Origin of the sequence: Novosphingobium sp. SG754 (genome assembly GCF_013149315.1) — a bacterium.
Taxonomy (GTDB): Bacteria; Pseudomonadota; Alphaproteobacteria; order Sphingomonadales; family Sphingomonadaceae; genus Novosphingobium; species Novosphingobium capsulatum.
This window is the reverse complement of the sequence record NZ_JABGCC010000003.1, coordinates 454,010-466,574: the sequence shown is the minus strand read 5'-3', so window position 1 is coordinate 466,574 and position 12,565 is coordinate 454,010. Positions and strand designations below refer to the sequence as shown.

The following is a 12,565-nucleotide window of genomic DNA, read 5'->3' as shown; positions in this document are numbered from 1 at the left end:
TCGATCCACCACCCTCTGCCGCCATGTCACATGGCGCGTGCGGACTCGGTCTGGCGCCAAGTCTCTCCTGGTGAATTAGTCAGCAATACATACAAATGCAATGACACGTCCGATCGGGCAGCGTGATCGCCCGCGTATCAGGCGACCAGCACGGCGCGGATATCGTTGACGTTGGTGTGGCTGGGGCCGGTGATCAGCAGATCATCGATCGCGGCAAAGAAGCTGTAGCTGTCATGCCCGGCCAGGGCCTGGGCCGCGCTGGCACCAGCCGCGCCAGCACGGGTCAGCGTATCGGGCGCGACGAAAGCGCCGGCGGCATCATCGCTGCCATCGATCCCGTCGCTGTCGGCCGCCAGTGCCCAGATCCCCGGCGCGCCATCCAGCGCGACACCCATGGCCAGGGCAAATTCGCAATTGCGCCCGCCCCGGCCATAGGCACCACCTGCCAGCGTGACCGTGGTTTCCCCGCCCGAGAGGATCACGCCCGGTGCACGCAGCGGATCGCCCCAGGTCTGTGCCGAGCGGGCAATGCCGGCCATCGCCCTGCCCAGTTCGCGCGCCTCCCCCTCCAGCGCGTCGCCCAGGATCAACGGGGTGAGCCCGGCCTGACGCGCGCAGTCGGCCGCCGCGGTCAGCGCCTGGCGGGGCGAGGCGATGATGCGATGCTCGCCACGCGTGGGCGGCAGCGGTGGCGCGGCGCGCAAGGCGGCCAGTGCCGCTGCAGGCACGGGCAGGCGGTGGTGCGCGATGATCGCCAGGGCATCGGCGGCACGCGTTGCATCGGCCAGCGTCGGGCCCGAGGCGATCGCCGCCGGATCATCGCCCGGCACATCGCTGATCAACAGGGTCAGCACGGGCGCAGGCGCGGCCAGCGCCGCCAGGCGCCCGCCTTTCACCCGCGAGAGATGGCGGCGCACCGTGTTGATCTCGGCAATGCTTGCGCCCGATTCCAGCATGGCGCGGGTCAAGGCCTGCAAGGCGTCGAGGTCCATGCCATCGACTGGCCATTCCATGCACGCCGAACCGCCGCCCGATATCAGCGCGATGACCAGGTCTTGCGACGTAAGGCCATGCAACGCCGCCACGATCTGCTGCGCGGCCAGCAGGCTGTGCTGATCGGGCACGGGGTGCCCCGCTTCGACCACGGCGATGCGCGCGGGAGGAGGCAGACCGGCGGCATGGCCGTGGCGCGTGGCAACCACGCCCGAAACCGGCACCTGCGCCCCCCATTGCGCCAAGAGCGCGGCATCGAGCGCGCTGGCCATGGCCGCAGCGGCCTTGCCCGCGCCGATCACCACGCAGCGCCCGGCGGGCGGCGGTGGCACATGCCGGTGCATGATCGCGGCCGGCTGGCTGGCGGCGATGGCGGCATCGTGGATCAGGCGCAACAGACGGCGGGCGGCGGCATCGTCGATGGCAATCCGGTCTGACATTTTCCCTCCCGCGGGCGGCCCGTTGCATTGGCGCATATACGGCCAGGATATTCCTGCCTATCATGCGCTTGAGCGATCGCGAAGGAGACACCGCGTGGGGGCATGGGGCGCGCTGATCATGGGCTTTTTCGGCGCGGTCTTTGCCGCGCTGACGCTGGCCTGGCACTGGCATGTGACGGGCGCGGCGCTGGCCCTGCCCTTCGTGCCGTTCGTGGCGATTGCGCTGGCGGCATGGGTGGTCATCCGCCGGCCGGGCAAAGGGATCAAGCCTGCCCCGCACGTGGAAAAGGCCATCATGTGGAGCAGCATCGGCGAAGGCCTGGGCCTGTTCTTGGCGGGCAACATCGTGATGAACCTGCACCGCCCCGATCTCTTGCTGCCGGCGATGGCGCTGGTGGTGGGGCTGCATTTCCTGCCAATCGCCCAGGCTGCGCGCTTCCGCCCGTTTTTCCTGCTGGGCGGCGCGCTGATCGTGGCAGCACTGGCCGGATTTGCCCTGGCCGCGCCCCTGGGCGGCAGCCTTGCCGGCTTTTCCGCCGCAGCGGCGCTGTGGCTGGCCGCGGCCATGGCGGTCCGCCGCGATCATCGCGCCAAGGCGCTGGGCGCCCATTGACGAACACAGACATACCACGGGAGAGGACAACAGGATGATCGGGCGGACATGGGCGATGGCCCTGGCCATGACAGTGGCCACCACCATTTCAGGCATCGCGCCAGCCGCGCGGGCGGCCCCGGCAGCGCCAGCGCCCACCCTGGAATACGCGTTCACCGCCAAGGTCACGCTGGCCCCGGCGGTGGAGCAGGGCGAGATCGGCGGCGGGCGTAGGCGGTTCATCGCCATCACCGGCGGCAGCGTGGATGGGCCGCTGTTCCACGGCCGCGTCCTGCCCGGCGGCGGTGATTGGCAGACCATCCTGCCCGATGGATTGACCCAGGTGGATGCCCGCTATTTCCTGCAGGCGGCCGATGGCACGGTGGTGGATGTCAACAACCCCGGCGTGCGCGTGGCCAGCACCGCAGTGACCGAGCGCATTGCACGGGGCGAAGATGTGCCGAGCGACGCCTATTACTTCCGCACCACACCCCGCCTGGCCGCCCGGGCCGGCCCGTTCGCGTGGATGAACCGCGCCGTGTTCGTCGCGCGGGGCATCCGCAAGCCCGACCATGTGGAGATCGATTTCTACGTGGTGCGCTAGGGTGTGTGGGGATTGCGCCCATGGCGGGCTGCGAACGGCCGCTTTTCGCGCTTCCGGTGCTCACGTACCAAAAGTACGCTGCGCTCCAGGTCGCGAAAATCAGCCATTCTCGCGCCACCCTGGCCTGAATCCCCACACACCCTAGGCGCGGCGCGATCAGCGCGGTGATGGCGCGGGCAGAAACGCCTTGGGAGCAAGCGCCGCAGTGGTGAACCGCGCCAGGGCAATCGCGCCGTGGAAGTGGTTCACCCCATTGCGGCGCATGCCCACGCTGCTGCTGCCCGGCCCCTGCGGCGCAAAGGCCACGCGCGCCTCGCCTTCCAGCACGCCGTTGACATAGCTGCGATAGGTGGTGCCGTCATAGGTCTGCGCGACATGGTACCAGCGCCCTAGCGGATGCAGCCGGGCCGGATCGACCAGGACCTGGCTATAGCCGGCGCCTTTGACAAAGGTGTCGAGATACCACGAGGCGCCCACCACGCGGATTTCGAACAACATGCGGGTTTCGCCGGGCGGACGGCCGGGCACATCGTCGCTGGCGAGGTGCAGCCAGCGCTGCTCGAACGCGCCGCCATCGGGGCGGAACACGGCCTCGGCGGTAAAGCGCGCCGCGCCGGCCAGCGGGTGGCGCGGCAGGATCAGCGCATCGTTCTGCCCGTCGAACGCCACGGCCTTGCCCACCGCGCTGCGCTCCACGCGGGGATGGCCCAGCACCTTGGGCGCCAAGTGGCCGATGCGGGCCAGATTGTCGAACCGCCACACCACCTGGCGCGCCATGGCCAGGCCCGGCGCCAATGCCAGCGCGGCCAAGGCCAGCGCACCCAGCCGCCGCGCGATCATGTCTCGGCATCCAGCATGACCACGTTGTTGCGCTGGGTCACTTCGGCTGCGCCCATATCCACGCGCACACGCAGGCCGGTGGCTGGCGCGCCAGGCGGGATCGCCAACGTGACACTGGCCGTGCGCGGCGCCAGATCGGCGGGCGCGGCCAGGGCCGGCACCGGCGCGCTGGCCAGCACGCGGCCATCGGCGGTTTCCAGGCGCACCTGCCCGGCCGGTGCGGCAACGCTGCCCAGGCTGTGCACGCGCACCGTCAGCTTGCGGCCCTGCCGCACCACGTCGTCGGCTCCGATACCGAGGTCAGGGCGGTGTTCGGGTTGGATGGCGGCACGCCGCGCCAGACGGAAGGTCATCACCGTGGTCTGCCCCGGAGCCAGACGCACCGGAATGGAACCGCCGCGTTCCATTTCCACCTCGCGCGTAGTGACCGGCCCGCTTGCCACGTCGGCCTGGCCCGCCGCGATGCCTTGCGTCATCGTCCAGGTGCCGGCCACCACGTTCCAGGTGCCCATATCGGCCAGCTGTTCGTGCGCGGTGGTGTTGTGGGCCAGCACGGTAAAGCCTTCGGGCGTGGCATCACGCACCAGGATCGCCACCTGCACCGCTGCCTCGGGATCGGCAAAACGCCAGCTCACGGCATTGCCCGGCCAGGTCTGGTTGCGCTTGAGCGCAATGCCGCCCAGCCGCTCGCGCTGGAGCAGTTCGTTGGGCGCTTCCACCCGATCGGTCCACCAATGGCCCTGGGTATACATATACATGTGCTGCGCCTTGTCGGCGATGCCGGCGGCGTTGAGCGCTTCGAGCCAGGCGCGGTTTCCGGTGGTGTTCCATGCCTCGAACCGGGCGATATCGTTGCCGGCCTGCGCGGCTTTCAGCGTCGCCTCTTGCCATTCGCGGCGCTTGCCCAGCACGGTCAGCGCGTTTTCGTTGAGTTCTCCCAACGCCGAGAAATTGCCGGGCGTCAGGCGGCCCAGCACCGGGCGCAGGTATTTGTCATCGCCGGTAAAGCGCCAGGCCGCCCAGGCCGATTGCATCGGCAGGCTGGCGCCGCCGCCATCGCCGGCCCGCTCCGCATCGCTGTTCCAGCTGATATCGTTGGGAAAGCGCCACAGCCCATCGGCGCCCTGCTTGCCATGGGCGAGCAGACCATCGATCAACCCGGTAACCAAATGGCGCGCGGTGGGATCGGCATTGTACAGCCCGAGCAGCACCGGCGTGTGCATGATGACAAAGCCATAGGGCTTTTGCCAGGCCCAGGGCTCGTCGCGATAGATGTGCCGCCCGCCATACCAGCTTGACGAGATGTGCATGTGCCCGGCCGGATTGGTGCGGATCAGGCCGCCCAGCGCCTTGACCGTGGCCATCATCCGCTCGACCGCCTTGGGTTCTCCCCAATTGAGGTAGAGCCGCTCGGCATCGGAATTGATGCCTTCTTCATAGACGTGCAGTTCGTCGCTGGTGATATAGCTCAAGCCGTTGACGATCATGCCGTTCTTGTAGACCGCATCAGACAGCGCGCGCAGCGAGGCGTTGATCTTGTCGGGATCGACCCCCATCAGCGCCAGCCCCGGCCATTGCTGCGTCAGGTCGGTATCGTCGGAAATGCCGCCGCCGAAATCGCCATAGGGCACCTGGCGGTTGTCGATCCACCAATTGACGAACTGCCGCGCCAGCTTGAGGTCTTCGAGCTGGCGGAACGCCCACAGCGGCATGCCGGCCGGCGGCGTGGGCTGGACGAAGGGGGGCAACTGGTTGGCCGAATAGCCGATATCGGCCCAATAGCGCCGCGCCTCCAGGTTATCGGGATCGACCCGTAGCAGATCGCTGATATCGCCATAGAGCCGGCGATAGAGCGCGGCGCGTTTCGACGCGGTGTGCTCCTCCACCAGGAAGGCCCAGTTGTCTTTCACCTGGTTGAAGCGATCGGCCACGTGTTCCTTGAGCGCCGCGGCGCGATCCTTGAACACCAGCCGCACGCCCATGCCATCGAGCGTATCGGCCCCGAAATCGGGCGCGGCCGAAGCAACGGTGAGATAGAGGCTGTCGCCAGTGAGGATGCGGTCGCGCAGATCGAGCCACAGCGTGCGCGCCTCTCCCGGCTTTACCGACACCTGCACGTCGATCATGTCGCGCTCGGGCCAGATCGGGTCTTTGACGCGGATATCCAGCGGGATCAGCCCCTGCGCGTTGGGCGTGGCATGCAGCGCCGGCAGATCGAGCGCCACGCCATCCAGGCCATCGTGGCTGTTTTCCCAGCCATAGTTCCAGGCGCGGGCCAGCGGACGCCCGGCCGGCGCATCGCCAAAGTTCGACGGGATCAGCACGTGCACCAGCGGCAGATGCGCGCCCGCCTCGCGCTGTGCCGCCGGGCCGCCAGCCGCACTGCCCGCGCCCACTGCCGCGCGCACGCCCTCGCTCGGCAAGGCGACCACCGTGGCCCGCTCTGCCAAGGGATAGCGTCCGGCGATGAAAGCATTGAGCGGCGCCAGCGCGCCCAGATCGGTGGCGGCCTGGCTGCGCACGGTATAGCGCAGCTGGAACGTGCCATCCGGCACTGCGCCGGGCTTGATGTCATAGGCCCAGATTTCCTGGATCGGCTGTTCCTGCATCACATTGGTAAAGCGCAGCACGCCGCCCTGGCGCGGCGCCAGGTCGGTGACCGAGCGCACCACGCCCTGTGGCCGGGCCGCCAGTTTCTGCCAGTTGCCTTGGCCATCGGCCGACCATTCCAGCGCGCCATAGGCCGCGCCGCGAATCTCCACGCGGTTGAAGGCCGCATCGGCCGGCACTGTCAGGCTATAGGCCTTGCCCCCTTCGACATAAACGTTCCAATCGGGCAGTTCGAAATAATCGTCACGGCCGGGCAGGCGCGATCGGTTGTAAACGCCCGGCCAGGTGGTTTCGGCAATGCCATCCACCCCTTTCCACATCCACTCCTTGAGATCCTTGGCATCGGCAAATTCCACCTTGCGCACGGTGGTGACCGGCGCGGCCAGCGGCGGCGGGGTCTGGCTGTCCCACCCGAAGCGGTGCAGCCAGGCGGTGCGCGGCGCGGAAGCCGCCGGAGAGGGGGCAGATGGCGGCGCATCGCCATGCGCGGCCAGCGCGGCCACGCCGGGGCCACCGAGCATGTGGTCATAGACGCGGATATCGTCGAGATCAGACCCGCGCATGAAGTTATAGCGGCTTTGCACCTGGTGCGGGGCGATCACCCGGCCCGCCAGGCCAAACTGATCGAGCCCCATGTCGAGATCGGCCGCCTGCGTCTTGGCCGCCACTTCGCGCCCGTCCCAGAACAGCTTAATGCCGCGCGCCTCGTCCCAGGCAAAGGCGATGTGGTGCCAGGCATCGGGCGCCGGGGCTTGCGGGATCGTCCAGCTGACCCGCACGCGCGAGAGATTGGCATCGGTGACGAAGGCGTCAAACCCATGGCCGTTCCAATCGATGCGCAGGAACGCCATGTCCCAGCTGGAATGATCGGCGGCGCCGGCGCGAAAGATCACGAACGGCGCTTCGCCCACCGGAGTGTGGCTGCGCCAGAAGAACGCCAGCGTGCCGCGCTGGGCATAGATATTGCCTGGCGCATTCCACGCGACATAGCCGCCATCGGCCCACCGCCCCGCCCCGCCCTGCGCGCCATCGGGCACGATTCCCACGTCGCTCTGGAAATTGGGCACGGCATCGCCGCCGGCCTGGGTAGCGGTGAAATCGCGATCGAGCGGGGCGTGGAACAGCAGGCCATCGGCCGGTGCCGCACGCGCGGCAGTGGTGTTCGCCAGGCAAGCCAAGGCCAGCAACGAGGCACCACGCAAGAGCGGATGGGACACGGCAATTCTCCCGATAATTTCAACTTTATCTTGTTACGTCGCCCCGGACTTGATCCGGGGTCCCGCTTTCTTCTGCTCGGTCCCACGAAGAAGCGGGACCCCGGGTCAAGCGCGGGGTGACGAAGGTGACAGGTTACTAACTTTGTTCATGATTCCAGCACACGAAACCGGAAATCGCGAAAGCGCGCCTCGCCCTTGCCGGCGGCATAGAGGCCGGGGCGCAGCATCAGGAAGCCGCCACGCACGTTGTGGTGATAGCCCGAAACCTCCATCCCCCGGTCAAACCGCTGCCAGGTCTGGCCATCGTCGCCGCTGGTGTGCAGCGAGACGATATGCCGATCGTTGCGCAAGCGCATGCGCAGGCGGCGGCCGTGCGGATTGGCGGAGCGGCCGCGCTCCATGCCATATTGGTGGGTGACGAACGCCTTGGCGTCAAAACCCAGCCCGCAATAGAGCGCCTGGTCATAAAACAGCAGCAGGCCGGCGGTGGTTTCGGGATCGATCTCGATCGTGCAGGCAAATTCATAGGCCTGGTCCCCGGCGATGAGCAGCAGCGGCGAGGAATCCGCCGGCGCCGTGCCGCGCGCGGCGAGGTGCAGGCAGCGGTCGGCCACGCGCACCCGGCCCGCTTCGTCCGGCGCGGGTTTGAAGAAGTTCCACCGCTTGCCCAGCGCCAGCGTGGCGAAATCGTCTGACAGCGGCAGGCCGTGCGGCCCCGATGGGCGCCCGCCGCGCGGGCTGGGCAAGGGCATGGAGAGATCACCGCCCTTCATGCGGAACCAGCCATCGGCGGTCCATTCCACCGGATCGAGCAGGGTCTGGCGGCCCAGTGTCCAGTAATCGCGTTCGAACCCGTGATAGACCGACCACCAATCGCCGCCCGGCCCCGGAATCAGCGTGGCATGGCCGCGTGACCACCACGCCTCGTCCCGGCTGCGCGTGCGCACGATCGGGTTGTGCGGGCAGTTTTCCCACGGCCCGTGAATGGAGCGGGAGCGCGCGGCGATGACCATGTGCCCGGTCGGCGGGCCGGCCGTGCCGCCCACTGCCGTAATCAGGTAGAACCAGCCGCCATGGGCAACGATCTTGGGCCCCTCGGGCGAAAAGCCTTCGACCGGCCAGCGCTCTGCCGAGGCATCGGAATAGCGCCAGGGATCATAGACATGCTGCACAGCGCCGATCGTCGACAGGCCATCGGCGGCGAGCGCCACGCAGTCTCCGCCCGACAGGAACAGCCAGCGCGAGCCGTCTTCGCCCACGGCATGGCCAGGATCGATATGGTCGGGCAGGCCCAGGTTGATCGGCGGGCTCCATGGCCCACCGATCTGATCGGCCCAGATCACATAAGTGGCATTGGGCCGCGCCTTGGCGGCGAAATAGATGAAATAGCGCCCGGCGTGGCGGCACAGATCCGGCGCCCACACCGCGCCGACATTCTGCGTGAGCGCGGCGATGACCGGTTGCCAGTTGAGCAGGTCGCGCGAATGCCAGATGACCAGGCCCGGATAGGAATCGAAAGTGGAGAAGGTCATGTAGTAATCATCGCCATCCTTCAGGATCGAAGGGTCGGGATGATCACCGGCCATGATCGGGTTGCGATAGGTACCGTTGCCCTGATCGGCCAAGCGCTGGCCATCGAACCCGCGTGGGCGCGTGGCAGGCGCGGCCGTGGCGGGAAGGCTGGCCAGCCCGGCGAGCCCCGCCGCACCCACCAGCGCGCCGCGTCGATCGACGCCGCCGCTCATGCTTCGATCCGCACCGGCGCCAGGCGCGGGCTGAGCGCGTGGACCACGGCCAGCGCCACCAGATAGGCGCTGGCGCAGATCGCGAAGAGCACTTCATAACTGTGCGTGGCATCGAGGATATAGCCGGCGAACAGCGCCATGCCCATGCCGCCGAATGCGCCCACCGTGCCACCGATACCCACGACAGACCCCACGGCGCCGCGCGGAAACACGTCTGACGGCAGGGTGTAGAGGTTGGCGGAAAAAGCCTGATGTGCGGCCGTGGCCAGGCCGATGATCAAGACCGCCCACCACATGCTGTCCACCCCTTGCACGAACCAAATCGGCAGGACGCAGATCGCGCAGATCAGCATGGTCAGCTTGCGCGCCACATTGGGCGTGCGCCCGGCCTTGATCAGGCGCGATGACAGCCAGCCACCTGCGATGCTGCCGAGATCGGAAATGAGGTAGATCGCCGCAAGTGGCAGGCCAAAGCTTTTGAGATCAAGGTTGTAGCGCGTGAACAGATAGCCCGGCAGCCAGAACAGGAAGAACCACCAGATCGGGTCGATCAGGAACTTGCCCAGGGCATAGGCCCAGGTTTCCCGCACGGTGAGCAGGCGCGCCCAGCCGATCGGCTGCACCGGATCGGCCGGATCCTGGCGAATCCAGGCGAGTTCAGCGGCGCTGAGCCGGCTGTGCTGTTCCGGGTGGCGATAGAGCAGCCACCACGCCACCATCCAGGCGATGCCGAACAGGCCGGTGACGAAAAACGCCATGCGCCAATCGAACCACAGCACCAGCAAGGGCACCAGCAGCGGCGTGATGATCGCGCCGACATTGGCGCCGGCATTGAACACGCCGATGGCAAAGGCGCGCTCGCGCTGGGGAAACCAATCGGTGACGGCGCGGATGCCAGCGGGGAAATTGCCGGATTCGCCAATGCCCAGGCCGAACCGGGCCAGCGCGAACGACACCAGCCCCGTGGCAAAGCCATGGGCCATGTGGCTGACCGTCCAGATAATGATGGCGATGGTATAGCCCAGCCGCGCGCCCAGCGCATCGACCACCTTGCCGAACGAGAGATAGCCGATCGCATAGGCAACCTGGAACCAGAACACGATCGCGGCAAAATCGGTTTCCGACCAATGGAAATTGGCGGCCAGCGTGGGCTTGAGCACGCCGATCATCTGCCGGTCGATATAGTTGATCGCCGTGGCGGCGAACAGCAGTGCCACCACCACCCAGCGAACGCGGCCCACCTTGGCCCCGACCTGGATATGCCCGGCCTGGTGTGGCCCAGTCTGCGCTTCCATTGCTTCAACTCCCAATAACGGCGGGCTTTTTGCCCTGCCGGTCTTGCCGCAGCGATCAGGCCCCGAAGGGCTCAGGCCGCCACGATCGTGCAGGCCACGTCGCCATGGCCAACAAAGCTGGCGCGCACCTGCTGCCCCGGCACGACCGGATGCACGCCGGTGACCGCGCCAGTGGAAATCCACAGCCCCCCTGCCGCCGCGATGCCACGGGACGCCAGGTTGCCCAGCAGGAACCGCACCGCGCCCAGCGGGCCATCGAGCATGGTGGCGGTGGTCGCCGCGCCAACGCCGACGCCGTCGATCGCCAGGCCCACGGGGATAGAGGCAAAATCAATATCTTGCCACCCAACCAGCGGCGCACCCACGACCAGCCCATAGTTGTTGCCATAGTCTGACACGGTGACCGGCGGGCCATCATCGTTGATGCCGGGATAGGGGGAGGACGCAACCTCGATCCCGATGTGCACGCGATCGAGCAGGGCGCGGGTGGCGGCGTCATCGTCCGGCACCGTGCCGTTCCAGCCCGCCGCCACATGCAGCAGGAATTCCGCCTCGGCCGCGGCAAAACCCTCGGCAAAGACCGGCATGGCGGGCACCTGCCCAGCGCCGGGCGTGACCACGCTATCGGCAAAGATCGGCCCGGCCAGGCGATTGCTCGCCAGCCGCGCATCGTCGGGCGGGTTGATCCGGCCCACTTTCCACCCCGCCACCGTGCGGCCATCGATGGCCAGCGCTGCGTCCTGGATGGCATAGGCCGTGGCCAGATCGGCCGGCATCTGCCCCGGATAGGTGGCCAGCGCGCGCTTTTCACGCCTGGCGGCCACGAATGCTGCGGCTACGGCGCCCGCCTGTGCCGGATCAGCCTGTGCCGCATCTGCCTGTTTCGTCAAACCCATCCCCAACCCATCCCGGGCGGATCGGGCCTTTCACGCGGCTGGAAACCGGTGTCAAAACCCGATACAACGCAATTGAACATGATCCGCCGCGCCCCGTTTATGGCGGGGCAGCATCAGCCTTGCGGCAAGGTAACCGGTGTCATCTTGCCTTTTGTCCCAGCCGAAGGCAAGTCTGAAAAATCGGCGCAGAGCGAGAGACAAGAAGGACACCGGATGGCCAAAGCGCAGAAACCCACGATCAACGATGTGGCGCGCCTGTCAGGGGTGTCGAAAAAGACCGTCAGCCGGGTGATCAACAAGTCTCCGCTGCTCAACCAGGCCACCCGCGAAAAGGTGGAAGCGGTGATCGCGCAGCTCGATTACGTGCCCAATCCCCAGGCGCGGGCACTGGCGCTGCGGCGCAATTTCCTGATCGGCCTGATCCACGACAACCCCAACGCGCAGATGGTGCTGGGGGTGCAGGAAGGCATTCTCGATACGATTCGCAGCACCGAATTTGCGCTGGTGGTGCGCCCGGTCGATCGCCATTCGCCCACCCTGCTCGATGATATTCACCGCTTTATCGAGCAGCAGCGCCTCTATGGCGTGATGCTGCTGCCGCCGCTTTCGGAAAATGACGAGCTGGCCCGGCTGTGCCGCGATCTGGGCTGCACCGTGGTGCGCATGGGCTCGGCCCGGCTGGACGACGAGGCCCACTTGGTGGCGTCCAACGACCAGGAAGCGGTGAGCGAGGCAGTGGCCTGGCTCGCCGAATTGGGCCACACGCGAATCGGCTTCATCGCCGGGCCCGATGGCTTCCGCTCTGCTCGCGAGCGCGAACTGGGCTTCATCGCCGGCATGGGCCGCGCCGGCCTGACGATCGACCCCGCCCTGCTGGCGCGCGGCAACTATCAGTTCGAATCGGGTCATGCCGCCGGGCAGCACCTGCTCGGCACCGCCACCCCGCCCACCGCGATCTTTGCCAGCAACGATGAAATGGCCGCCGGCGTCCTGCATGCGGCCTGCGAACGCGGCCTGCGCGTGCCGCACGACCTGTCGATCATCGGTTTCGACGATACCGCCATTGCCGCGCACATCTGGCCCCCGCTCACCACCGTACGCTGGCCGATCCGGGCCATGGCGCGCACCGCCGCGCTCAAGCTGACACGCCCCGAAACCGCCGCGCGCGACGCGGCTTTCTTCCCGTCCGAACTGGTGCGCCGCGCCTCGGCCGTGCGCGCGCCGAGCTGATCATGCGATCGCGGCGCGGGGCGCAAAAGACGTTTGGCACCCTATTGACACCGGTTACCTAAAGCCGATACCACACCTCTCGGCAGCGAAAGGGAGAGTGCGC

Annotated in this window: 9 protein-coding genes; 3 read left to right on the top strand and 6 right to left on the bottom strand. The window is 67.5% G+C overall.

The window, feature by feature from the left end; translation table 11 throughout:
• Positions 1-137 precede the first annotated feature (137 nt).
• The gene (locus tag FHW97_RS10065; protein WP_171798850.1) at positions 138-1,433 is read right to left on the bottom strand and encodes a glycerate kinase; all 1,296 of its coding nucleotides are present in this window, start codon (positions 1,431-1,433) and stop codon (positions 138-140) included.
• Positions 1,434-1,527: 94 nt separating this feature from the next.
• Between FHW97_RS10065 and FHW97_RS10060 the strand changes: the two genes are divergently transcribed.
• Together FHW97_RS10060 and FHW97_RS10055 are read left to right on the top strand one after the other, a co-directional pair.
• Positions 1,528-2,046, top strand: a complete 519-nt coding sequence (locus FHW97_RS10060) for a hypothetical protein (RefSeq protein WP_169041403.1) — start codon at positions 1,528-1,530, stop codon at positions 2,044-2,046.
• 34 nt (positions 2,047-2,080) lie between these two features.
• Positions 2,081-2,629, top strand: a complete 549-nt coding sequence (locus tag FHW97_RS10055) for a DUF3237 domain-containing protein (RefSeq protein ID WP_253941705.1) — start codon at positions 2,081-2,083, stop codon at positions 2,627-2,629.
• Between the two features lie 156 nt (positions 2,630-2,785).
• Here the strand turns inward: FHW97_RS10055 and FHW97_RS10050 are convergent, their stop codons facing one another.
• The 5 genes from FHW97_RS10050 to FHW97_RS10030 all read right to left on the bottom strand — a co-directional run bounded on the left by FHW97_RS10050 (position 2,786) and on the right by FHW97_RS10030 (position 11,232).
• On the bottom strand, positions 2,786-3,469 hold the full coding sequence (locus FHW97_RS10050) for a LamG domain-containing protein (RefSeq protein WP_062784029.1): 684 nt from the start codon (positions 3,467-3,469) through the stop codon (positions 2,786-2,788).
• Entirely contained in the window at positions 3,466-7,296 is a 3,831-nt protein-coding gene (locus tag FHW97_RS10045; RefSeq protein WP_370525354.1) for a LamG-like jellyroll fold domain-containing protein, read from the bottom strand. Before FHW97_RS10045 ends, FHW97_RS10050 begins: the two co-directional genes overlap by 4 nt.
• Before the next feature lie 146 nt (positions 7,297-7,442).
• Complete coding sequence (locus FHW97_RS10040) at positions 7,443-9,041, bottom strand: family 43 glycosylhydrolase (RefSeq protein ID WP_171798849.1); 1,599 nt, start codon at positions 9,039-9,041, stop codon at positions 7,443-7,445.
• A complete protein-coding gene (locus FHW97_RS10035) occupies positions 9,038-10,336 on the bottom strand; it encodes an MFS transporter (RefSeq protein ID WP_171798848.1) in 1,299 nt (432 codons plus the stop codon). The genes FHW97_RS10040 and FHW97_RS10035 overlap by 4 nt, the downstream gene beginning before the upstream one ends.
• 71 nt (positions 10,337-10,407) lie before the next feature.
• Positions 10,408-11,232, bottom strand: a complete 825-nt coding sequence (locus tag FHW97_RS10030; protein ID WP_171796673.1) for a 2-keto-4-pentenoate hydratase — start codon at positions 11,230-11,232, stop codon at positions 10,408-10,410.
• Between the two features lie 213 nt (positions 11,233-11,445).
• On the opposite strand from FHW97_RS10030, the gene FHW97_RS10025 reads away from it, so the two are divergent.
• The gene (locus FHW97_RS10025; protein ID WP_022677926.1) at positions 11,446-12,462 is read left to right on the top strand and encodes a LacI family DNA-binding transcriptional regulator; all 1,017 of its coding nucleotides are present in this window, start codon (positions 11,446-11,448) and stop codon (positions 12,460-12,462) included.
• The last annotated feature ends 103 nt before the right edge of the window (positions 12,463-12,565 follow it).